Genomic DNA, 23,259 nt, shown 5'->3' with positions numbered 1-23,259 from the left:
TTTACTCCTGCTCCGCCAACTTCTCGATATCGAAGAAGCCGAGGATCTCATCGGTCACGTCGATGCCCCGGCCCCTGGCCCATATCCCTGAGGGCCATTCGTGGCTCATGCCCTCCACTGGGATGTGCACTGTGCGAGCAGTATCGCCATTTCGGCGTTCAAAGGCGGCGACCACGTCGGGAGCCGGCATGATGGTGCCCAGAACTCCACGGTCTTGGCCCATGTAGGGAACAACGTCGTCCCAGGTGCCGTGAATGTTCAGGTAGTCGATCGGAGTGCCCTGCTCCAGCAGATCCATATCCACACGAATCGCCCCTGAGACGGTCGCGACACCGGCATAGGCTGACGGATCATTCACGGCAAGCACGGCGACAAACCCTCCGCCATTGGAAAACCCGGCCAGATACACCCGCTCCGGGTCGACGGAGTAGGTGGCGATGATGTCGTCACGGATGGCGTGAATTAGTGCGGTGTCTTCCTCGACCGTCGTCACGGCGTAGGGCGCGGGGCTCCACGCCAGACCACGCCCGGTCGGCGCAGCGACAATCGCTTTGGCGGCACCGAGTCCCGTGCCCACGAGGAAGTCATGCCCGTTGTCACCCTTACCGTGAATCGCCAGAATGACCGGTAACTTGTCCCCCTCTAAGGTGACCGGAACAGAGCACTGGTAGGTGTGGTCGACCCCATCGACTGTGACGGTGCGGGTGATACGGCGTGACTGTCCGGTCATGGCGTCTCCTTATTTACGGGGCTTGCGTTCACGCACGCGGACGGCAATGCGCACCGGGGTGCCGTGATAGCCGAATTGTTCACGGAACTTTCGCTCGAGGTATCGGCGGTACCCGCCGTCGAGGAAGCCAGTGGTGAACAGAACGATGGTCGGCGGGCGCGTAGACACCATGGTGGCGAAGAGCACCTTGGGCAGGCGGTTGTTCTTCATCGGCGGCGGGTTCGCGGCAATCGCGTCCCGCATCCAGTTGTTCAACTGGCCGGTGGAGATGCGCTTATCCCAGTTCTCCAGCGCCGTGGTCATTTCCTTCTCCAGGCGGTGCAGCCCACGGCCCGTCTCCGCAGAAATGTTGATCTTGGACACCCACGGCAGGTGGTCCAGCTGCATGTCGAATTCGCGGTCGAAGTAGTACCGACGGTCCTCGTCCATCAAGTCCCACTTGTTGAACGCGATGACCATTGCTTTACCGGCGTCGAGCACCATGCTGATGACGCGTTGGTCTTGCTCGGTGATCTCCTGGGAGGCGTCGATAAGCACAACGCACACTTCGGCGGCATCGATCGTGCCTCGCGTGCGCAGCGACGCGTAATACTCGTGCCCCTCGGCGTTCTTGACCTTCTTGCGCAGACCAGCGGTGTCGATGAAACGCCACAGCTTCTGGTCAAGTTGAATGAGCTCGTCGACGGGGTCAACGGTGGTGCCCGCGACACTATCGACGACCGCACGGTCCGACCGCGACAGCTTGTTCAGCAGCGAAGACTTGCCGACGTTCGGCTTTCCGACGAGCGCAACCCTGCGCGGTCCTTCCGTGACCGAGTTCGCCGACTTGGGCTCCTCCGGGAACGACTTGACGATCTCATCGAGAACGTCGGCACCGCCGCGGCCGTGCAGTGCCGATACGGGCCATGGGTCACCAAGACCGAGCGAATAGAACTCGGCGACGTCCGCCCACTGGGACTCAGACTCGAACTTGTTCGCCACAAGGATCACAGGGACCTCGGAGCGCTGCAGGTTGTTCGCCATGACAGCGTCCGATTCGGTGACACCGACATGGGAGTCGACGACCATGACAATGACATCAGCGTCAGCCATCGCCGCTTCTGACTGGTGCGCGATGGAGGCGTGAATGCCCTTCGCGTCCGGATCCCAGCCACCGGTGTCCTGCACCCAGAAGCGCTGCCCGTTCCAGTCCGACAGGTAGCTCACGCGGTCACGGGTCACACCAGGGTGATCCTCCACAACAGCTTCACGGCGCCCAAGGAACCGGTTGACCAACGTGGACTTGCCCACGTTTGGTCGGCCGACAATAGCCACCGTCGGCAAGGCTTCTTCGAGGTGGCCATCGGCGGTGACACCGAAGGCTTCCTCTACTTCCGCCCAATCTTCTTCGGTCAGGTCATCGTCAGAAAAGTCGGAATCGGACTCAGACTCTCCGTAATCAGCTTCACCGAACTCCGACTCATCGAAATCACCCTCGTCGAAATCACCCTCGAAGAACTCGATTTCGTCTTCATCGTGTGGATGCGTCACTGTGCGCTCCTTTCGATCAGCCCGATCAGGCTGTTCAGCACGTCGTCCTTGCCCATCTCAGAGGTGTCGATCACGGCTGCATCTTCAGCGGGGCGCAGCGGACTCGTCGCGCGGGAAGAGTCGAGCTCGTCACGGCGGATCACATCGGCTAAAACGGTGTCGTAATCCACATCGTGGCCGGCTGCGGTGTCCTGGTTGTAGCGCCGTGTGGCCCGCACCTCGGGTGAGGCGGTAAGGAAGGCTTTGGCTGGGGCGTCGACAAGCACGACGGTGCCAATATCGCGGCCTTCAACGATGGCGCGGTGCGCGTCATGCGCCAACTTGCGCTGCAGTTCGACGAGGTTGACGCGCACTTCAGGAATGGCGGACACAGCAGAAACGTTTTGCGTGACCTCGCGTTCGCGGATCTCGCGGGCAACGTTTTCACCGTCGAAAAGCACCTCGGTGGAATCCGGATCATCGCTGACCTCCAACGGAAGATCGCGCGTGGCTTCGATGACCGCATCTGTATCGGAGGGATCGACACCAGCGCGCAGGACAGCGAGCGTAGCCACTCGGTACATCGCGCCTGTATCGACGTACTTCGCGTCGAGCTGCTTCGCCAACGTGCGGCACGTCGTGGATTTGCCGGTACCGGAAGGGCCATCGACAGCGAGAATGAGGCCCCCGTTGGGCATATTGGAAATCTGACTCATTACATCTCCACCGCCTTGTACAGCGCAGTCAGCTCGGAATCGTTGAGGGCGCGCATCGCGCCGGGCTTGAGCTCGCCAAGCTGCACCGTGTGAATCTTCGTGCGCACCAGCCGCTGGACCGGGTAGCCGGCCTCCTTGAGCATGCGGCGCACGACGTGCTTGCGGCCTTCGTGAATGACCAGGCGGATCAGCGACTGGCCCTGGTGCGTATCGACGATCTGAGCGTAGTCAGCCTTCGCCACCCCATCCTCAAGCTCAATGCCCTTCTTGAGCTCGCGCACAAGCGCGGGCTTGGCCTCGCCGAGAACTGTGGCCAGGTAGGTCTTCTCCACGCCGTACTTCGGGTGCATGAGGCGGTTGGACAGCTCACCGTCGTTGGTGAGCAGCAGCAAGCCCTCCGTGTCAGCGTCAAGGCGGCCGACGTGGAAAAGACGCTGGCCTGCCGCAACGCGGTCCGCGACGAAATCACCCACGCACGGGCGGCCCAGCTCGTCTTCCATGGTCGTGTGCACGCCGCGCGGCTTATTCAGCGCGAAGTACTGCTGGTCCTCATCGACGTTCACGCGCACGCCGTCGACGCGAATGATGTCCACGTTCGGGTCAACGCGCACACCCTGCCGGCGCACGATCTTGCCGTTGACTTCGACGCGGCCCTCATCGATCATCACCTCGGAGTGGCGGCGGGACGCCACTCCAGCCTGGGCGAGTACCTTTTGCAAACGGATGCCGTCGCCACGCTTCTTCTGCGCCGCGGTTTCGGTGTCGTCGCTAATGGCGTTGCCTTCGGGGGCGACTGGGTCGTCGCGATAGTCCCACCAGTTGTCTTCGAGCGGGTGTGGTTCTTTTTCGGCGGCCTCGCGGCGCTTGCTCAAGCTGACGTTCTGGTGCTTGGCGGGCTTCGCGTTGGAGAGATAGAACTTGTCCGGTGTGCCTTCTCGGCGAGCGGGAGGAGTCATGGTTTCCCAAGCTACCAGTGTGTTAGGGCCATTACCAAGACTCTTCGATCGCGTCCACATCCGGCAGCAACGGCGCAAGATCGGGCAGGCGGTCCAGCGAGTCTATTCCGATCTGCTCGAGGAAAAGCTCCGTGGTGATGTAGCGGTGAGCACCTGAGGATTCATCTGGATCAACCTCGGCGATCAGCCCGCGCAGCGTCAGGGTGCGCATGACACCGTCCACATTCACACCGCGGATTGCTGCCACCTGTGCTCGTGTGACCGGCTGGCGGTAAGCGACAACGGCGAGCGTCTCCATGGCGGCGCGGGAGAGCTTCGTCTGCGTGCCGTCGAGCAGGAATGCCTCAACAACCTCGGCGTTAGCTGGACGGGTATACAGCCGCCACCCCTCCAACGTCTCCCGCAGGTCCATACCGGATCCGCGGTCGTTGAGTTCTGCCGCCCAGGCCTCGAGCTCACCCCGCACATCGCTCACCGGGACAGACAGCGCACCAGCCAAATCCTCTGCTGTGGCTGGAGTCTCCACGACCAGGATGATGGACTCGATCTGCGATCTCAGCTGGGAGACCATGGGCAGCTCATGCGATGAGTTCACGTCTACTCCCAGTTCTGCGCAGCGATGACGGCAGGGTCAACGTCCTTACCGGTCCACGCAATGTCCAACGGACCCAGCGCCTCTTCTTGCTGGGTGTCAATGGCGTGCGCTTTGTAGAGCTCCAGCACGGCGAGGAACCGGCCAACTACTTCCATCGACCGAGTGCAGTCCCGGGTGAGAGCTGCGAACGTCAGCCACGTGTCCGGACCCGCAACCTTGAGGGTGTCCAGCAGCTTGCCTGCCTGTTCTGGCACGGAGACAGGCGGGGCGTGGAGGTGGTCGACCCGCACTTCCTCCGGTGGTTTAGGCCGGAAGACTGACGCAGCCAGTTCCGCGAAACTGCCTGCAGTGTGCCCCAGCTGCACCGGCGGCAAGAGGTCGAGGAACTGCTCTTCCATGCCCACCGCGCGCGGGTAGCGGCGGCGAGCTTCGCGTTGCCAGCGCTCAAACTGATCAGCGGCCTTTTGGTAGGCGCGGTACTGCAGCAGGCGTGCGAAGAGAAGGTCTCGGGTCGACAGCAGCTCAAGGTCGTCCTCGTCTTCTTCCCCGCTCTTCGGCAACAGGCGCTGTGCTTTCAGGCTCAGCAGCGTGGAGGCGGTGAGAAGAAACTCTGTGATCTCGTCGAGCTCAGCGGTCTCCCCCAGTTGACGCACATAATCGATGAACTCATCAGTGACCTCGGCCAGAGCGACCTCAGTGACGTCGAGTTTGCGTGCCCCGATGAGGTTGAGCAGCAGGTCGTACGGGCCCTCGAAGTTGTTGAGGACCAAGGTGAAGCCGGTGATCTCCGGCTGGTAGCCCTCTTGAATGTTCGCGGTCATGTTGTCCGTTCAATGACCTCGAGCGCAAGACTGCGGTACTGCTCCGCGCCGGGTGAATTCGGTGCCCACGTGATGATTGGCTCGCCTGCCACGGAAGTCTCCGGAAAGCGGACGGTGCGGGTGATCACGGTGTCGAAGACGCGGTCGCCGAAGACTTCCACCACGCGGTCCATGACCTCGCGGGAGTGGGTGGTGCGGCGGTCGAACATTGTGACCAGGATTCCGACGATGTCGAGGTCGAAGTTAATGCGGTCGCGCACCTTCTCCACGGTGTCCGTCAGCAGTGCGAGACCACGCAGGGAGAAGTACTCGCACTCCATCGGGATGATCACGCCCTGCGAGCAGGCCAATGCGTTCACAGTGAGCAGCCCCAAGGACGGCTGGCAGTCGATGATGATGTAGTCATACTCACCGCGCACCGGACGCAGTGCGCGGCCAAGCGTTTGCTCGCGACCGACTTCGTTCACCAGCTGGATCTCCGCCGCGGAGAGATCGATATTCGCCGGAACCATGTCCAGTCCGGACACGTTCGTGTGCTTGATGGAGGCATGGATGGACGCGGTGTTGTCCAACATCAAGTCGTAGACGGTGACCTGGTCTTCGTCTTGGGTAATCCCCAGACCCGCAGAGAGCGCGCCCTGCGGGTCAAGGTCGACGAGGAGGACTTTTCGCCCATGTTCGGCGAGGCAAGCCCCGAGGTTGATGGATGACGTGGTCTTGCCCACGCCGCCTTTCTGGTTGACCATGGAGATGATCGTGGCGGGGCCGTGCTTATCTAGCCGCTCCGGCTGCGGCAGTTCGCGGATAGGGCGGCCCGTCAGGCCGATACCCGGCGTATCGAAGAGTCCATCCTCCGTCATGGTGGCTATCTTACACAGATGTCATTTTCCACGTTTAGGATCGGGGGTGCGCCGTGCGCCATACTTCGCGCAAATTCTCCGGCGTGACGTGCGTGTAAATCTGAGTCGTTGTCACAGAGGCGTGCCCGAGCAACTCCTGCACTGTACGCACATCTGCCCCGCCTTCCAGCAGATGCGTTGCAAACGAGTGGCGGAGAGTGTGCGGAGAAATATGCTTATCGACGCCCGCTCGCCCCGCCGCCTCCTTGATCACCGTCCACGCGCTTTGCCGCGATAGGGCACCGCCGCGCTTATTCAGAAACAGTGCATGGGTCTTTCCCTTCGACAATGCGGGGCGGCCGCGGACAAGGTACGCCTCCACCGCTTCACGGGCAGCGCTGCCGACGGGAACGATGCGCTGCTTATTTCCCTTGCCGGTGACTTTGATGAACGTGCCGTCTTCCAGCCCAACCACATCGTCAACGACGAGACCGAGCACCTCGGAAACGCGCGCCCCAGTGGCGTAAAGGACTTCAAGTAGTGCCTTGTCGCGGAGGTCTGCTGGGGTGTCGGTGGGGCATGCGTCGAGAAGCAAGCCCACTTCCTCAATGCTGAGCGTGTCCGGAAGCTTCTCGCCTGTTTTCGGCGGTGACACCCCGGCGGCAACGTCGGCGGCGACGGCGCCTTCCACGGTGGCGAACTTATGCAGCCCGCGCGCAACGACGAGTGCACGACCAGCGGACGACGCCGCCAGTCCCCCACGACGCAGATCCGCTACATAGTCCCCGAGGTCGGACGCGGTCACGCTATTCAGGTCTGTTTTTCCTGCTGATTCCAGCCATGTGACGTAGCGGTCAACGTCGCGCCGGTAGTTACTCAGCGTGTTGGCCGACAAGCCGCGCTCCACCGCGAGGTGATCGAGCCACAGCTTGCCGAGTGCTTCGGCGCTCACTGCTTCTTCTTCATGTCGGGCACAATGCCCTGCTTTTGGCGCCTATCTGCCATGTGGGTCGGTCGGAGAGCGAACGGGACATCGGTGCTGCGCGCTGTAGCGCGGCCTGCAACGACCTCGGACGCGGCGAGCACACCGGCGATAGCGATGGAGTTGGTGATGCGGCCGTCCATGACGGCAGCACGGGCATCGTCCAGCGGCACCCACGCGAAGTCCATGTCAGCTTCCTCATCCTCGGCGTCGGGGCGCTCAACGTGGGATAGGTCAGAGGCAAAGAAAATGCGGACGGCTTCCTCGGCGAAACCGGGAGAGGTGACCAGGTCAACGAGCAGCGACCACTCCGCCGCTTCGAGGCCGGCTTCTTCCACCAGCTCGCGCTTAGCGGTGTTCAGCTCGTCCTCGCCTGCGAAGTCGAGAATGCCTGCGGGCAGCTCCCACAGCCGCGCGCCGACGGAGTGGCGGTACTGCTCGACCATGGCGATGCGCTGTTGATCGTCGAGCGCGACGACCGCTACCGCCCCGAAGTGCTCGACAATCTCCCGCTTTGCGGTGTTTCCACCGGGCATAGTGACCGTATCGCGGCGCAGGGCGAGAATGGGAGCGTCAACAAGCAGCTCAGAATCCATGACCGTGAATTCGTGGCGCACTATCCACGCTCCGGGGCTGGTGCCTGGGCATTGTCTGCTGAACCGTACGAACCGGAGCCGCCGTTGATCTGTTCTGCCAGGGCCAGCACGGCCGAGATTCGGCCTGTTTCGGATTCCAGCGAGTCCACGGTGGAGATGTTCTCGTTCGCCTTCGGGGCGTCGCGGACCACCGCGATGGGGCCCTTGTCCTCTGCGGCGCCCCGGCGGCCGGCGAGGACAACAGAATCCCCGCGGGAGTCCAGACCGCGGGCAAGATCTGCAAGGACATTCGAGGCGAACTCGTTGCCGCCCTCGGCCTCACCGGTGGCAACGATGATGCCTTGAGCCGGTGTGATGGTGCCGTCTTCGTACTCGAGGAAGCCCGCTTCACGCAGAGTCTGCAGAACCACTGCACGATCTTCAACGGTAGCCAGCGGTGCACCCGTGGCCTGATCGAACATGAGCGCCGCGCCAAGGGATTCTCCCGCGTGAATGCCCGGCGCCTGGTTATCCACCGACAGCTGAGCGCCGGCAGGGAGAGTGTTGGCGATGATCGAGCGCAGCTCGTCCGCACCATCCTGGGAGAGGAACTTGTCCGTCAGCGTGATCTGGCCAGCCTTGGTGCCGCCTGCCATTTCAGCAAGCCAGCTCGTCGTGTTCACATCATCATCGTTCGCGTCCGGAGTGCGGATGATGAGGTACGGGCGACCGGTCAGCGTGCCGTCGACAATGCGTGTCGACGATTGCGCCAGCAGCGCATTCGCCGCGTTCGCTTCACGATTGTCAGCTCGGCCCTTATCCTTTTGCTCGCCTTCAGGGGTCGAAGAACCCCCGATGTTGTTGAAGGAGTTGTTCGCGATCGGCGCCATCGCCGGAGCCACCACGAGAGCACCGAGAGCGATGCCCCCGGCAATGCCCCACGTGACACCGCTGGTGAACCAGCCAGCACCCCCGGAATTCTGTTTCGGCATGTTTGTTTCCCTCCTCTCCTCTAGTTCTTGAACAGGTTCTGGACGGCCAGGGCGAAGTTGTTCCACGAGTCGATGAGGTTGTCCACAAACATGCCGTTACCCATGACACCGACGATGACGACGATCGTTGCGATAGCCACCAACAGGCCGAGGATTGCCCACGCCCAAGCGACACCGCCACTAGACGACGGGCGGTAGAGGTTCTCAATCACCTGCGAATCGACGATGCGGTCCCCTGCCTTGAGACGAGCCAGCATGGCAGGTGGCGCAGCGTGGTCCGCACCGGCGAAGATCCTGTCGAGGTCTACTGAGTCGCCGGCGGTGACGATGGTTTCGGCGTTATGGTAGACCGCCAAGAGAATCGCGAGATCGGTCGGCGAGTCAGTGGCGGCTGGGAACGTCACGGCACCGACGCCGAGGTCCTGGATGCGCTCGAGACCCGCGGCGTGGCCATCTGGGTCAGCGGGGAGGATCACGCGGGCATCACCGCGCAGGTTGTCGGACGAGATGTCCGCCGGATCACCGACAATGAAGTCGCAGGAGTAGCCGAGGTCGAGAAGCGTGTCAGACGCAGCGCCGACACCGATGACAACGGGCTGGAACTCGCGGATGAAGTGACGCAGATTGGAGATCTTCTCGCGGGTGTCCAGCGTCGGGCTGACCACCAGCACCTTCTTGCCGTCCATCACGTCGCCGAGTTCGGGGACGCCTACGCCGTCGACAAGCAAGGGCGATTCGGTGTGAATGAACTCGGTGGTGTTGCCGAAGTAGGCTTCCATGTGGTCGACGAGTTCGCGCTGCGAGTTGTCGAAGGAGGACTCAACGGTCGCCTGATCGAGCGGTTCAGCCTGAGCGATGACCTTCTTGCCGACGATAATCTCGCCGTCAGCAGTCAACGTCGCCTTCTTGCCGTCGCGGAACGCTTCGCGGGTGGCAGCGCCAGCCCCCTCGTGCAAGCGGATGTCGGCGTCGAGCAGCAGCTGCGGCCCGTAGTTCGGGATATTGCCGGACGAGAAGGTGGCAATGTTGACCACTGCGGCAGGGCGCTTTTCCACGAGCAGCTGAGCTTCACGGCGGGACATGTCCGGGGCGTCGACAATCGCGATGTCGCCCTCGGACAGTTTGCGCAGACCCTTGCCCTGTGGGGTGCAGTCGCGCAACGCACCGGTGAGATCAGTACTCTCTGCTGCGCTGGGAGTGCTCGGGGTGCTCGTGGAGGCGGGGTTGAAGATTGAGCTCATAACCCCAGATCTTGCCGTTTCAAGCACTCAAATCGGGTTAGGCGCGCGGGGAAAAGCCCTCCACGTCGGCTTTGGCCTTGCTCAATAGCTCCGCGGCGTGCGCTCGACCGGTCGCGGAATCGTCCATACCGGCAAGCATCCGAGCGAGCTCATCGACGCGGTCATCGTCGCCGAGCAGCTGCACGCCAGAAGTCACCGACTCATCGCCGACATTCTTGGACACATGCAGGTGCGAGTCGGCGTACGCCGCGACTTGCGGCAAGTGCGTGACGACGATGACCTGATTATTCATTGCCAACCGCGCCAACCTACGCCCAATCTCAACGGCCGCACGGCCACCGACGCCAGCGTCGACCTCGTCAAAGACCAGCGTGGCGCCACTGCGCCGTTCAGACAAAATGACTTCGAGGGCCAACATGACGCGCGAGAGCTCACCACCGGATGCGCTCGATGCCAGCGGCTGTGGTTCCAACGCGTCGTTGGGTGCAAGCCGCAACTCCACGACGTCTGCCCCGTCGCGCGTGAAGTCCTGCGGATCCTTAGCTGAGTCCACGGCGACGACAATGCGCGCTTTGGGCATAGCCAGGCCACGTAGCTCACCCGTGACCGCTTTCTCGAGCGCCTTCGCGGCCTTCTTCCGCGCTGCCGTCAACTTGGATGCCGCAGCTGTCATGGACTTTTCGTGGGACGCCACGGCCTTCTTCAGCTCCTCGATCGCTTCCGCGGACGTATCGATGGACTCTAAACGCTTCGCTGCTTTCGCGCGCCACGCAATGATGCCGGCGGCGTCGGGAGCGTACTTACGGGTCAGCGCCTTGAGCTCTTGCTGGCGCTGGAGAAGGCGGTCGAGCTCTTCCGGGTCACTGGGAAGGTTGGACAAGTACGCGTTCAGCTCGCCGGAGACATCCGAAAGGATCGCGGCGACATCGCCCAGTTGGTTCCCAAGCTCGCGTAGCTGACCGTCGCTCGCACCAGTCAGCGCGGCGCCAGCCGCACCGACGAGCGATGATGCGGAGGCGTCACCGTCGGCGCTGCCGCCGAAACCGCCGACAGATTCGGCGCCGTCAATGGCCACGACTGCTTCCTCCGCAGCCTCACGCAGTGCGTCGACGTCCTGCAGCCGGTTAATGGTCTCCACTAGCTCGGCGTCTTCCCCCTCCTGGGGGTCGACTTCGTCGATCTCTCCGATGGAGAACTCCAGGCGGTCCACCTCTTGGGCGAGTTCACGGCGCTTCTCCGTGCGTTCCTTCAAGTCCTTGACCGCGGCCCGCCACGCAGAGAAGGATTCCCCATACGCCTCACGCAGAGGAGCAATTGCTGGATCGAAAGAGTCGAGGGCGCTGAGCTGTTCTGCCGGTGAGAGCAAACGGAGTTGGTCGTTCTGTCCGTGAATGGTGAGCACGTGCGCAGTGAAGTCAGCCAGGGTGGCGGCCGGAACGGTGCGGCCGCCCAGATGCGCCCGGGAACGACCTGTCGCTTTGACCGAACGGGCGGCTAGGTAATCGCCGTTCTCATCAGGCTCAGCGCCCGCGTCCTCGGCGAGGGTGGCGACAGCGTGGCTGGCGCCGTCGACAAGCCCCTCTGTGCTGAAGGATCCTTGCACGCTCGCATGGTCCGCACCCGTGCGCACCTTCGAAGCGTCGGCGCGACCACCCGTGAGCAAGCGAAGCCCGGTAACCACCATGGTCTTACCGGCACCGGTTTCACCGGTGAGAACAGTCAGACCCGGGGCGAATTCGACATGGGAGTGCGGGATGACGCCCAAGTTGTCAATAGTGAGATCGAGAAGCATTAGCGTCGCGTCACGTTGTCGCCGTACGTCTTGTCTTCTTTCAGCACCGGGCCGCGCCAGCCGTTGATCGGCAGCTGAAGCTTATGCACGAGGCGGTCGGTGAACGGCGAATCGTCCAAACGCACCAAGCGCACGGGCTTTACACCGCGCACGACGTCAAGGCGGGACCCCGGCGGCATGTCCAGGTGCCGGAAGCCGTCGAGTACAACGTCAGCAGGGGTCGTGGTGATGAGCGACTCGACCGCCACCCTGGAACGCGGCGAGACGACTAGGGGTTTGGTGAACAGCGCGTGGGCGTTGTTCGGCACAACAAGGATCGCGTCGAGCTCCGGCCACAAGATCGGGCCACCTGCGGAGAACGCATAGGCAGTCGAACCCGTGGGCGTGGAAATGAGCACGCCATCGCACCCGAAAGAACTCACCGGACGGAAGTCGACTTCCAGAATCGCGTCCAGCACACCACGGCGGTCGAGGTTTTCCAGGCTTGCCTCATTGAGCGCCCACCCCTGGCCGATCTGGTCGTTGTTGGAGTCGTGCACCGTCACGTCGATCGTCATGCGGTCATCGACGGTGTACTCGCGGTCGATCACGCGCCGGATCGCGGTTTCCAGGCTGTCTTCCTCCCATTCGGCGAGGAAGCCGATGTGGCCCAAATTGATGCCCAAAACGGGGACATCCTGTGCACGGGCCATACCAGCTGCCCGCAGGAAGGTGCCGTCACCGCCGAGCACGAGCACGAGTTCACATCCGGCTGCCGCCTCATCCTTCGGGGCGACCTGCTCGATCTGGCCGAGAACCGGATAGTTGTCCGTGAACGGCAGCTCATCCTCCCCGACAAGACGGACGGTGATGCCCGCCTGCATGAGCAGCTCTGTCGCACGCGCCGCAGAAGCAATGTTGCCCTCGCGCCGGGTGTGCGGGACCAAGAGTACGCAGCGGTCGGTGTCGCTTTGTGTCATTAGTTCTTCGGTCCTTCCTCTACTGCACGCGTGATCATGGCAGTCAGCTCCCCATCATCGGGTGCGCTTTCGCCACCATCGTGAACGAGCCATAGGAAGTATTCTACGTTCCCGCTCGGCCCGGGTAGCGGTGACGCCACCGCACCGCGGCAACTCAACCCCAATGACAGCGCAAAACGGGCGACATCGAGGGTGACTTCTGCGCGCAACTCCGCCGACCGAACCACTCCGCCGCTGCCCAGGCGGTCCTTGCCCACCTCGAACTGCGGCTTGACCATGGGTAGCAGATCCGCACCGTCGGCCATGCATTGTGCGATAGCAGGCAGCACCAGCTCGAGCGAGATGAAAGACAGGTCGCCGACCATCAGCTCCGCTGTTCCATCCATGAATTCAGGGGTGAGATGGCGGATGTTAGTCCGGTCCAGCACCGTGACACGGTCGTCGTCCTGCAACCGCCAGACCAGCTGGCCATACCCGACATCAACAGCTACGACCTCGCGGGCACCGCGGCGCAGCAGGACATCGGTGAATCCGCCTGTGGAGGCACCAGCATCAAGAGCGCGCTTTCCTGCAATGGACAGGCCGTGCGGCTCGAATGCCTCAAGGGCACCGAGCAGCTTGTGGGCACCGCGAGACGCCCAATCATCACCGTCGACTTCAGCGACTTTAATGGACACCTCAGGCTCGACAACCGTCGCAGGCTTCGTCGCGGTGAACCCGCCGACCTCGACTCGGCCCGCTTTGATCCACTCGACGGCTTGTTCACGGGACCGCGCGATCTTGCGGCGCACTAACTCCGCGTCAAGGCGACGGCGCCCTGGACCCTGCCCCATTAGGCCTGGTCCTGCAACGCATCGGCGAGGACGGTGTACGCGGCCTCGTACTGGGCTAGTTCGCCGGCGAGGTCCTCTGGTGCTTGAGCCATCGCCGTCTCGAAGCGCTCGGTCAGCTGCTCGGGAGTACTCACTATCACCACCAGCTTTCCACGGCACGGCGCGCAGCAGCTGATGCTGCTTCAACATCGGGCACCTCACCAGCACCAAGGCTCCAGGCCGCCTTCAACACTGTGCGCAGAGCCTGCATGCTTGTCGACGTCTCATCTCCCCCGTCCAGCACAACCACCGATCCCCCAGTGTCGTCGTCCCGTTCCACCGCCGCAGTGAATCCGCCTTGGGCGCATGGGCGCAGCTGGTCGGCTTCCACCGAAGCGTCGACAAGCACAGACATGTCTTCGGCGATGAACGTCGGGCGCTGATCGGCTGGCGCAGAAATGAGTGCGCGTGGGCCGGAGACGCCTGTGAGCACGTGCAACGTGTCCATGCCTGCGGCGACACCACCGGCGATGTCGGTGTCGAGGCGGTCACCGATGACAAGTGGCGCTGTCACACCGAGGTTGTCGCGTGTGAGGGTGAACATGGCAGGGCCGGGTTTGCCCGCAGCCCGCGGGGTGACACCGGTGGCGTTCGTGACTGCCGCGACCATGGACCCGTTGCCCACCATGAACCCGCGGTCCATTGGCAACGTCGAGTCCAGGTTGCTCGCCAGATACGTCGCCCCGGCCTGAATAGCCAGTGCTGCCTCCGACAGGTGCCGCCATCCGTTGTCGGGCGAGTGCCCGTGGAGCACGACGGCCGGTGCGTCGTCAGCGGAGTCCACGACAGTGAAACCAGCCTCACGGACAAGGTCGCGGAATGAGTCAGCACCCACCACGAGCACTGCCGCGCCGGGAGCCGCGTGCTGCTGCGCGAGCTGGACTGCGGCTTGCGCAGATGTCATCACGTCCTTTTCAGTCGCTTTGAGGCCAACGGACTGCAGCTTGCTCGCAACATCACGTGGCGCCTTGGAAGCGTTGTTCGTGATGTATGCAGCGCGGCGCCCAGAGGTAATAGCGGCGTTGATCGCATCGACTGCGCCGGGGATAGAAGCATCGCCGTGCCAGACTGTTCCGTCAAGGTCGAGAAGCAGAGCGTCGTAACCGCTGATAAGCATTGCTTAGCTGAACTCCTTCAGACGCTGCGCGACATCCGTCATCTCTTCGCTATCGACCTTGTTGACGTGCTCGAACCACGTCCGGGCCTCATCAGTCCTGCCAACCTGGGCAAGAGCATCCGCGTAGGCGTAGGAAAGACGGGTGTGGGCGAAGTCCCCCACCTTCTTCTCATCGATGGTGGGATTGAGCTGCTGCAGCGTCGCCAGCGCAGCTTCGTGTTGGCCGAGGTCGTGGCGTGCCCCCGCAACAACAATGGCCAGTTCGACCTGCGACTCAGGATCGAGCTGCTGTGCTTCCTGGCTACGCCCGATCTCGATCGCCTTGTCGGGGCGACCCAGGCCTCGCTCACAGTCAGCCATGACAGCAAGCAGACCGGGGCCACCGCTCATCCGGCGGGCTGCTCGCAACTCAGACAGCGCTTCCTTCCACTCCCCAGCGTGGTACGCAGCAATGCCTGCTGCCTCACGGACAACACCAACGCGACCCGCACGGTTTTTTGCGGCGCGGGCATGCGCCAAGGCCAGCCGGGGATCATCCGCCATCCACGTAGCAGACATGATCATGTGCTTAGCTACTTTGTCAGCGTTGTCCTTCGCCAGCACTCGCAGGTCTTGCAGAACGGACGGGTCAAGGTCAGACGGGTCGATGTCGTCCGGAATGGACGGCTCATTCTCCTTCTGCGCCATGCGCTCCTCGCGGAAGCCCTGGCGGTACGGGTTGGAGCGGTCGTGCCGGACCTTCTTGTCCTCACGTCCGTCCCGGCGCCCCCGGTTGGCATGCGTTCTCGGTTGGCCGTCTTTGCTCATGCCAGTCCTCCTTTAGCCGTGCACCTTCACGCCGGCGAAGTTCTTCTTGCCGCGGCGCAAAACAACCCATGAACCGTGGAGCAGATCTTCCGCGGTAGGTTCCCACTCCTCAGACTCAATACGCTCGTTGTTGGCGTAGGCACCACCTTCCTTGATGGCCCGACGAGCGGCACCCTTCGAGTCCACCAGGCCAGTGCCCACCAGCAGATCAACAATGGTGCGCGGCGCTCCCGCCTCAACCTCGAAGACATCCGTTTCAGAGACAGCAGCGGCGAGAGTTTGCTCATCCAGCTCAGACAGCTCTGCACGGCCGAACAGCGCCTGTGAGGCCAGTTCGACAGCCTTCGTCGCCTCGGGCCCATGAACAAGGTCGGTCATCTCCTGGGCGAGACGCTTCTGGGCTTCACGCTTGAACGGTCGCTCCTCCACCTCGGTTTCCAGTTCGGCGAGCTCATCCTGCCTCAGTAAGGTGAACCAGCGCAGGTAACGGATCACATCGACATCCGCGGTGTTCACAAAGTACTGGTACCAGCGGTACGGGCTGGTCATCTCAGGATCGAGCCAGAGTGACCCGCCACCGGTGGACTTTCCGAACTTCTTGCCCTCCGAATCCGTGACCAGCGGCACGGTCAGTGCATGGACCGATGCGCCGTCGACGCGGCGAGTCAGGTCGACGCCCGCGACCAGGTTGCCCCACTGGTCCGACCCGCCGATCTGCAGGATGCAATCATGACGGCGCCGCAGCTGCACGAAGTCGTTCGCCTGCAGCAGCATGTAGGAAAACTCCGTGTAGGAAATGCCGTCACCCTCAAGACGGCGCTTGACCGTCTCGCGCGACAGCATCGTCGACAAAGAGAAGTGCTTGCCGATGTCACGCAGGAACGAGATCACCGACATGTCGTTGGTCCACTCGGCGTTGTTGACCAGCACGGCGGCATTGTCTCCTTCAAAGGACACGAAACGCTGCAGTTGGCCGGTGATTCGCTGCGCCCAATCCTCGACCGTGTCGGTGGTGTTCATAGACCGCTCGCCGACCTCACGTGGGTCACCGATCAAGCCTGTTGCGCCGCCAGCGAGCACGATCGGCCGGTGTCCGGCTTCCTGGAACCTGCGCAGCATGAGCAGGGGCACCAAGTGGCCGGCGTGCAGGGACGGACCGGTCGGATCGAAGCCCGCGTACAGCGTGATCGGGCTCGCTGTCTGGTCCTTGAGTGCCTCGAGATCCGTGGACTGGTTGACTAATCCACGCCACTGGAGTTCATCAATAATGTTCGCCATAGAGCAGTTCCTTTCAAACCTCGTTGTCTGCGGGGTGCGGCTGAGCTTCGTCGATAAGCAGCACCGGAATACCGTCATCAATGCGGTAGGCAATGCCCATACGCGGATTGATCAGCAGTTGCGCCTCGTGGTCGTAGTCGAGCGGGCCCTTGTCTTGCGGGCACGCGAGGACCTCGAGGAGCTGGGGGTCGAGCGTGGGTGTATCGGCCGTCATAGTGGTCAATCGTACCCCTGCGCATTCTCGGGCATTCTCGGGCTCGGGCTAGGTCTGGTCCAGTCCCGGAAGATTGCCGAAGGTCTCACGCAGTGTGCGGGCCTGGGAATCCATCGTGCGCAGACTGTGGTCGACCACGCCCAGCTTGATCCGCTCGAGCGCACCGGTCAGCGTTGACAGTGAATCCTCCATGACCGCAGCCGCCTCAGCGCTGTGATACTGCGGGGCGTTGACGTAGGTGTTCACCACTTCCGGCAAGTAGATCTTCACGATGTTCCATACCGTTTGTTGGTGCTCCGGGGTGGACTGCAACTCATCCCACTCATTCAAAATGAAGCGCATGTTGTCTTCCAGCTCGGACGCTTGGTTGAGCACCCGCTCCGGCGGCTTCGCGCGCACGAGTTCCCGCAGTGTGTCGCGCACGTCGCGGTTCAACTGGACGTTGACCGGTTCCATCGGCGCGGGCGGCGCTATTGCCTTCGGCGCCGGCGGCGGGGTCAGAGCAACGCCGGCACCCCATGCAGCCACGGCCACGACAGGCCACAAGAACCCCAGGCCAACTCCGGTAGCAATGATCAGGACGACGTGCAGAATGATGACGAGGGCCGCCAAGCTCATCCCGACTTTGTTCTTGTGGGAGGTGAAGAAGTTCCCCTCCCCCACTCCTGTCGCTGAGGGACCTCCTGGCCGGTAGGGGCTGGGCGTATTACTGGTAGCCACGAATCTCCTTGAAAGCTGCATCCAAGTCGCCGTTCAACGCGTCGAAGACGGCACCGCCCGTCAATTCTGCCAGGTTGTTCATCTCGCTCGCATTGGCCTCCCCGTAGAGGATCACAAAGACCGGGATGGAGCGCTGCTCCGGGGAAAGCCCCTGGTACTGCTTCTCAAATGCGTAATAGTCCATGCCGTGCGTGACTTCACCGTCGGACAAGAGCACGATCGAGCTGATACCTGCGCTCGGGTCGGAATTGCGTAGGGCATCGAACAACGTGTCGTAGATTGCGGTCTGGCCGTCTGCCACAAGGTCATTCACGTAGCCCTGGTACTTGGCTTTGGTGATGCGGTCGTCACGCAGGAACTCGCCCAGTAATGGCTCGTGAGGTGCCGTGGAGAAGGATTGGAACGTCACCAGCTCGCCATCGCGCAGGGCCACGTCGCCCGTGGAGGTGGCAGCGGAGCCGTCGATAAGCGACGTCATGATCTGCTGCAGGGACGCAATGCGCTCACCTTCCATCGAGCCAGAAGTATCCAGGACGAAGGTCGCGGTTCCGCGCTGGCGGTAGTCGTTGTTGTAGCGGTCCAGCAGCGCTTCGACAGTGCCGTAGCTGGCTGGGAATGCAAGCTCAATGACGGTCTGATTGCTCATCTCAGCGGGCATCAGGTCAGCGTTGGTGACGGGGCGGCGGTAGCTGTCCGCGATCTGCTCTTCATGCTCAAGCAACCATTCAGCGAGTTGGCGAACCTGTTCAGCGGCGTTCTCGTTTTTCGGTTGAGCGAGTGTGGACAGCGGGTAATCAGCGGAAATAACGCCGTCCGCCGGAACAATGACCTCGATATTTGCACCCTCGTTGCGCATGGCATGCAAAGTGGATTCGTAGTTGATGATCGCGTCGGCGCGCTCCGGGCTCTCCAAAAATGCGTCCTTGAGCCAGCCCGACGAGCCAGAAACCAACGACTGCGCCTGGAACAGCTCAGTCAACCGTGTGCCGACCTTTTGGATGTCTTCCTGGGTCAGCGCGGAGCCAGTGTCCGCCATCGCAGTCGCTACAGACACCAGCGCGGAGAAACCAGAGTTGGAGGTCGACGGGTCGGTCATACCAAAGGAGAACTTTCCCTCGCGTGCGGCATCGGCGAAGCCCGACCACGTCGGCTGTTTCGTGTCCCAGCCGAGCTCCTGCGCTTTGTCCCGCTGCACACCGAAAGCAACGGGACTGGTGGCAATCTTCGTTTCATCGGCCAGCTTGCCCTGGGCATCGATGAGATTGACGTAGCGGTTAGTGGCAAACCACGTCGCATCCACCTGACCGTCAAAGTTGCCCGCTTTGAGCTCCTGGGAGTTCTGCAGGGTACCGTCCGGGAATTGCAGGGTGATGTCGAAGCCGAGGTCCTCCGACGCCTGCTGCACCAGCGGCTCCAGGTCTTGCAACTCAGTCGCGGCCACGATAGTCAGTGGGCCTTTGGAGCCCCCGCCAAGGCCGCCGAAGCCTCCTCCCCCGCCTCCGTTATCGTCGCTGCATGCTACGAGGGCGGTTCCGGCGAGCAGTGCCGCAAGCGTCGCTAGAAGTTTCTTCATTTCTCCTGTTCCTCCTGGTTACGTGGGGGGACGGATCCGTACCGGTTGCCCACACCCTCGATAAGCTTCTCCATTCTGTCGAAGCTGGGCGGGTCGACTGAGTTGTCGTAGTGCGCCGGGGAGCCAAGGCCATGGCCCTCCATAGCGGTGGTGAGATAGTCTCCGGTGGCCGGCCGGAAACCGTGCCTAGCGGCTAGCTGCTGCAGTTCTTGGTCCGAGGCCAGCGCTTGGGCCAGCTCCTTGCCTTCTGGCGAGATTCCCACGATGCCGTGGTTGGCCAGTACGGTCGGTTCGAGGTGCATCAGGACCATGTCGTCTTTGATGCGGGAGCTCTCCTTCATCTGTTCGCCTAAAAATTGCGCCTCGTAGACCAACACCATGGGCACCGCTCCCATGCCTTGGCTGAGGTAGTCGGCGAACGGGCCGGCGGACGACGACTGGGTGTAACCCTGGCCGGTGAAGAATGGAGCGATCTGGTTGGTCAGCCAGCCAATGTCATCTGCTTTGTCGGGGTTGCTCTCCCCAAACTCCCATGCCAGGATTGCCAGCCACATCGCTGCAGAGTTCGAGGTGCGGATGTCGGTGGTGGCCACCTGTACATTGCGTTGCGACGGGAACGTGTTCCCGAAATCACGCCAGCGCTTCCCCTGCTGCGTCAGGGTGATGAACTCGCCGACGTCAAGGGTGTACTTTCCGGCAGCTTCCGTGGCCACGCCCTCCTTCTCAAGGATGCGAGCGATTGGTTTGAACGTTGCTACCGCCATCGGCGAGAAGAACGGGTACTCCACGGAGTAATTGGAGTCCTGGTCAGTGATCTTCTGGGCTGCCGGGCCTGACGACGGGAAAACGAAATCCTGCTGCGCCAAATTCGTTTCATTGGCGATGCGGCGGGAACCGGCGGTGGTGAAATTCACCGTGAACCCGAGCTCTGTCAGACGGTCAACGACCTCCGGGTCCTCGAAGTACTCGCGCTTTTCCGAACCGATCACACCGGTGACTTCTTTCGACCCGCGCCCGGAGATGAACGACCCCTCACCCAAGCCCCCGCGTCCGATGAAGACCGCAACAAGGGCAATGATGGCCAGCAAGACACCAATGAAAATGGCGCACCCTCGAGGTGGTTTCCGCAACCCCTCTTGTGCGCCTTGTTGTGTGGTCATGGCCACAGTTTATGTAAAGGACGCGTCAAGCGCCTGTGAACCACGGTGCTAGGTAGGAATTATGAATACAGAATTCATTTGATTCACTTGACGTTTAAGAACGCACCGGGGTTTGTGCCCACCGACGGGCATCGGCGTTCGCGGCGTCCACACGTTCACGCTGCTCCGCGACACGCACTCCGGCGGTGCCGCCGCGCGTCGCGCGGGATGCCACAGCACCATCGATCGTGAGCACGTCGCGCACCTGCGGAGTGAGTCGCTTATCGACGCTTGCCAGCTCTTCATCCGTCAGATCGATCAAATCCACCCCGCGAGACTCGGCGATCCGAACGCATGCGCCGGAGGCTTCGTGCGCTTCACGGAACGGCACGCCTTGGCGGACCATCCACTCCGCAAGATCCGTGGCCAACGTGAACCCAGCCGGGGCGAGCTCACGCATCCGGTCCTCGTGGAAAGTCAGGGTGGACACCAACCCGGTCATCGCCGGCAACAGGATGCGGAGCTGGTCGATCGAGTCGATGATCGGCTCCTTGTCCTCCTGCAGGTCGCGGTTGTAGGCAAGCGGCTGCGCTTTGAATGTGGCCAGCAGGCCGGTCACGTTACCGATCAACCGGCCGGATTTACCGCGGGCCAGCTCCGCAACATCCGGGTTCTTCTTCTGGGGCATGATGGATGACCCGGTTGACCACGCGTCAGCAAGCGTGACGTAGCCGAATTCCGGCGTCGACCACGCAATGATCTCTTCGGCTAGACGGGAGATGTCTACACCGATCTGCGCGAGCACATAGGCGGCCTCCGAAACGAAGTCGCGTGACGACGTACCGTCGAGGGAGTTATCGGCCGCAGAGTCGAACCCGAGTTCCTCCGCGATCGCTTCGGGGTCGAGCTGCAGCGACGAACCAGCCAGAGCGCCGGAGCCGTACGGGGACACAGCTAGACGCTTGTCCAGGTCGCGGATGCGCTCGATGTCGCGCAGCAGAGGCTGCGCGTGCGCCAGCAGCGAGTGGGCCAACAAGATCGGTTGCGCCGCCTGGAAGTGGGTCTTGCCGGGCATGATGGCGTCAGGGTGCGCGGCTGCCTGGGTTGACAGAGCTTCGATCAGGTCAGTCGTGTCCTGTGCGACAGCACGCACCGCATCACGAAGCCACATGCGGAACATCGCAGCGACCTGGTCATTACGGGATCGGCCAGCGCGCAGGCGGCCGCCGAGTTCGGGGCCGACGCGATCAATGAGACCGCGCTCCATCGCGCCATGCACGTCCTCGTCGGTCGGCTCAGGGCCGAAGGAACCATCAGCAACATCACGGCCAAGCTGGTCGAGGCCAGCGAGCATGGCCTCGAGGTCGCTATCGGTCAGCAGTCCCGCCCGGTTGAGGACCTTCGCGTGGGCCTTCGACGCGAGCACGTCATACGGGGCGAGGATCCAGTCGAAGTGAGTGGACACAGACAGCGCGAACATCGCTTCCGATGGCCCGCCGGAGAAGCGACCGCCCCACAGTGCGCCCTGGTTGGTTCCGTGCTTTTCCATCAGGACTCCTGGGCAGTTGCGTTAGCGGCTGCCCTGTCGCGCTTGTTGGCAATCTCAGAAGACAGGCCGTGCAGCTTGACAAAGCCCTTGGCGTGGGACTGGTCGAAGGTGTCGCCGGTGTCGTAGGTAGCCAGGTTGAAGTCGTACAGGGAGTGGTTGGAACGACGGCCGTTGACCGTGGCGGTGCCAGCGTGCAGAACCATGCGGATGTCGCCGGTGACGTGCTCCTGGGTGGACTCGATGAAGGCGTCGAGGGAGCGCTTCAGCGGTGCAAACCAGAGGCCGTCGTAGACTTCTTCGGACCAGCGGGCATCGATAAGCCTCTTGTAACGCGCGAGCTCGCGCTCGACGGTGACGTCTTCGAGCGCCTGGTGCGCGGTGATCAGTGCGACTGCACCCGGTGCCTCGTACACCTCGCGGGACTTGATGCCCACCAGGCGGTCCTCCACCATGTCCAAGCGACCGATACCTTGTGCACCGGCGCGGCGGTTCATCTCCTCGATGGCCTCCAGCACGGTCACCTTGCGGCCGTCGATAGCCACCGGCTTACCGGATTCGAAGGAGATGATGACCTCGTCCGGAGCATTACCCAGCGCCGGGTCCTCAGTGTAGGAGTACAGATCCTTGGTCGGCGGGTTCCACAGGTCCTCCAGGAAACCGGTCTCCACGGCACGGCCCCACACGTTCTGATCAATGGAGAACGGGGACGCAGCGGATTGTTCGATCGGCAGGTCCTTGCCCTCTGCGTACTCGATGGCCTTGTCGCGGGTCCATGCGTAGTCGCGGGCCGGAGCAATGATCTCCAGGTCCGGGTCCTGGTTGACAAAGCCGACCTCGAAGCGGACCTGGTCGTTGCCCTTACCGGTGCAGCCGTGAGCAACGTGAGTTCCGCCGTGCTCCTGCGCGGCCTCCACGAGGTGCTTCACAATGAGCGGGCGCGAAATCGCCGACACCAGCGGGTACTGCTTCATGTACAGGGCGTTCGCCTTGATGGTAGGCAGGCAGTATTCCTCAGCGAACTCGTCGCGGGCATCCACCACAATGGACTCGACAGCACCGCAGTCGAGCGCGCGCTGACGCACGGACTCCATGTCTTCTCCACCCTGCCCCAGGTCGAGGGAGACGGCGACGACTTCACCACCAGTCATCTCTGCCAGGTACGGGATGGCCACAGATGTGTCCAGTCCACCGGAGTACGCGAGAACAACACGGTTAGTCATTGGTGTCAAAGCTCCTTGTTTTGCTTATCTGTGTAATTGGTTCTGTTTGAGATCTAAGCCGAA

24 protein-coding genes are annotated in these 23,259 nt (G+C 62.4%); all 24 read right to left on the bottom strand.

What is annotated here, in order from left to right; all coding sequences use genetic code 11:
• Position 1: 1 nt before the first annotated feature.
• Entirely contained in the window at positions 2-730 is a 729-nt protein-coding gene (locus KBX19_RS03875; protein ID WP_005290224.1) for a PHB depolymerase family esterase, read from the bottom strand.
• Positions 731-739: 9 nt separating this feature from the next.
• On the bottom strand, positions 740-2,260 hold the full coding sequence (gene der / locus KBX19_RS03870) for a ribosome biogenesis GTPase Der (RefSeq protein ID WP_255997527.1): 1,521 nt from the start codon (positions 2,258-2,260) through the stop codon (positions 740-742).
• Positions 2,257-2,955, bottom strand: coding sequence for a (d)CMP kinase (gene cmk, locus KBX19_RS03865; protein WP_255997525.1), 699 nt, complete (start codon positions 2,953-2,955; stop codon positions 2,257-2,259). The genes der and cmk overlap by 4 nt, the downstream gene beginning before the upstream one ends.
• Positions 2,955-3,911 carry a pseudouridine synthase gene (locus tag KBX19_RS03860; RefSeq protein WP_255997523.1) on the bottom strand — a complete coding sequence of 319 codons (957 nt, stop codon included), beginning with the start codon at positions 3,909-3,911 and terminating at the stop codon, positions 2,955-2,957. Before KBX19_RS03860 ends, cmk begins: the two co-directional genes overlap by 1 nt.
• Positions 3,912-3,942: 31 nt before the next feature.
• Positions 3,943-4,482 carry an SMC-Scp complex subunit ScpB gene (locus KBX19_RS03855; protein WP_050748812.1) on the bottom strand — a complete coding sequence of 180 codons (540 nt, stop codon included), beginning with the start codon at positions 4,480-4,482 and terminating at the stop codon, positions 3,943-3,945.
• A gap of 26 nt (positions 4,483-4,508) precedes the next feature.
• A complete protein-coding gene (locus KBX19_RS03850; protein WP_005290234.1) occupies positions 4,509-5,327 on the bottom strand; it encodes a ScpA family protein in 819 nt (272 codons plus the stop codon).
• A complete protein-coding gene (locus tag KBX19_RS03845) occupies positions 5,324-6,187 on the bottom strand; it encodes a ParA family protein (RefSeq protein WP_255997521.1) in 864 nt (287 codons plus the stop codon). Before KBX19_RS03845 ends, KBX19_RS03850 begins: the two co-directional genes overlap by 4 nt.
• 34 nt (positions 6,188-6,221) lie before the next feature.
• Positions 6,222-7,118, bottom strand: coding sequence for a site-specific tyrosine recombinase XerD (gene xerD / locus KBX19_RS03840; RefSeq protein ID WP_255997519.1), 897 nt, complete (start codon positions 7,116-7,118; stop codon positions 6,222-6,224).
• Complete coding sequence (locus tag KBX19_RS03835; protein ID WP_050748880.1) at positions 7,115-7,744, bottom strand: NUDIX hydrolase; 630 nt, start codon at positions 7,742-7,744, stop codon at positions 7,115-7,117. The genes xerD and KBX19_RS03835 overlap by 4 nt, the downstream gene beginning before the upstream one ends.
• Positions 7,745-7,764: 20 nt before the next feature.
• Positions 7,765-8,715 carry a copper transporter gene (locus KBX19_RS03830; RefSeq protein WP_255997518.1) on the bottom strand — a complete coding sequence of 317 codons (951 nt, stop codon included), beginning with the start codon at positions 8,713-8,715 and terminating at the stop codon, positions 7,765-7,767.
• A 20-nt stretch (positions 8,716-8,735) separates the two neighbouring features.
• Positions 8,736-9,956, bottom strand: coding sequence for a putative cytokinetic ring protein SteA (gene steA, locus KBX19_RS03825; RefSeq protein ID WP_255997517.1), 1,221 nt, complete (start codon positions 9,954-9,956; stop codon positions 8,736-8,738).
• A gap of 37 nt (positions 9,957-9,993) precedes the next feature.
• Positions 9,994-11,748 carry a DNA repair protein RecN gene (gene recN / locus KBX19_RS03820; protein WP_255997515.1) on the bottom strand — a complete coding sequence of 585 codons (1,755 nt, stop codon included), beginning with the start codon at positions 11,746-11,748 and terminating at the stop codon, positions 9,994-9,996.
• Complete coding sequence (locus tag KBX19_RS03815; protein WP_005290249.1) at positions 11,748-12,707, bottom strand: NAD kinase; 960 nt, start codon at positions 12,705-12,707, stop codon at positions 11,748-11,750. The genes recN and KBX19_RS03815 overlap by 1 nt, the downstream gene beginning before the upstream one ends.
• Positions 12,707-13,540 (bottom strand): TlyA family RNA methyltransferase, encoded by an 834-nt coding sequence (locus KBX19_RS03810; protein WP_005290252.1) that lies wholly within the window; start codon positions 13,538-13,540, stop codon positions 12,707-12,709. Before KBX19_RS03810 ends, KBX19_RS03815 begins: the two co-directional genes overlap by 1 nt.
• Complete coding sequence (locus KBX19_RS03805) at positions 13,540-13,674, bottom strand: hypothetical protein (protein WP_255994883.1); 135 nt, start codon at positions 13,672-13,674, stop codon at positions 13,540-13,542. The genes KBX19_RS03810 and KBX19_RS03805 overlap by 1 nt, the downstream gene beginning before the upstream one ends.
• 2 nt (positions 13,675-13,676) lie before the next feature.
• Positions 13,677-14,696 carry an HAD-IIA family hydrolase gene (locus KBX19_RS03800; protein ID WP_255997514.1) on the bottom strand — a complete coding sequence of 340 codons (1,020 nt, stop codon included), beginning with the start codon at positions 14,694-14,696 and terminating at the stop codon, positions 13,677-13,679.
• Between the two features lie 3 nt (positions 14,697-14,699).
• Positions 14,700-15,503, bottom strand: coding sequence for a tetratricopeptide repeat protein (locus KBX19_RS03795; RefSeq protein ID WP_255997513.1), 804 nt, complete (start codon positions 15,501-15,503; stop codon positions 14,700-14,702).
• A 12-nt stretch (positions 15,504-15,515) separates the two neighbouring features.
• Positions 15,516-16,781 carry a tyrosine--tRNA ligase gene (gene tyrS / locus KBX19_RS03790; RefSeq protein WP_255997512.1) on the bottom strand — a complete coding sequence of 422 codons (1,266 nt, stop codon included), beginning with the start codon at positions 16,779-16,781 and terminating at the stop codon, positions 15,516-15,518.
• Positions 16,782-16,794: 13 nt separating this feature from the next.
• On the bottom strand, positions 16,795-16,995 hold the full coding sequence (locus tag KBX19_RS03785) for a Trm112 family protein (RefSeq protein WP_255997511.1): 201 nt from the start codon (positions 16,993-16,995) through the stop codon (positions 16,795-16,797).
• Positions 16,996-17,043: 48 nt separating this feature from the next.
• Positions 17,044-17,715 (bottom strand): hypothetical protein, encoded by a 672-nt coding sequence (locus tag KBX19_RS03780; RefSeq protein WP_255997510.1) that lies wholly within the window; start codon positions 17,713-17,715, stop codon positions 17,044-17,046.
• Positions 17,702-19,288 (bottom strand): VWA domain-containing protein, encoded by a 1,587-nt coding sequence (locus KBX19_RS03775; protein WP_255997509.1) that lies wholly within the window; start codon positions 19,286-19,288, stop codon positions 17,702-17,704. The genes KBX19_RS03780 and KBX19_RS03775 overlap by 14 nt, the downstream gene beginning before the upstream one ends.
• Positions 19,285-20,448, bottom strand: coding sequence for a hypothetical protein (locus tag KBX19_RS03770; RefSeq protein ID WP_255997508.1), 1,164 nt, complete (start codon positions 20,446-20,448; stop codon positions 19,285-19,287). Before KBX19_RS03770 ends, KBX19_RS03775 begins: the two co-directional genes overlap by 4 nt.
• Positions 20,449-20,542: 94 nt before the next feature.
• On the bottom strand, positions 20,543-21,976 hold the full coding sequence (gene argH, locus KBX19_RS03765; protein ID WP_255997507.1) for an argininosuccinate lyase: 1,434 nt from the start codon (positions 21,974-21,976) through the stop codon (positions 20,543-20,545).
• Positions 21,976-23,196, bottom strand: a complete 1,221-nt coding sequence (locus KBX19_RS03760) for an argininosuccinate synthase (protein ID WP_255997505.1) — start codon at positions 23,194-23,196, stop codon at positions 21,976-21,978. The genes argH and KBX19_RS03760 overlap by 1 nt, the downstream gene beginning before the upstream one ends.
• Positions 23,197-23,259 lie beyond the last annotated feature (63 nt).

It is taken from the genome of Corynebacterium sp. CCUG 71335 (assembly GCF_024454075.1).
In the GTDB taxonomy this organism is placed as follows: Bacteria; Actinomycetota; Actinomycetes; order Mycobacteriales; family Mycobacteriaceae; genus Corynebacterium; species Corynebacterium genitalium.
Note: the sequence above shows the minus strand (reverse complement) of the source record. Positions and strands in the feature narration are given on the sequence as shown.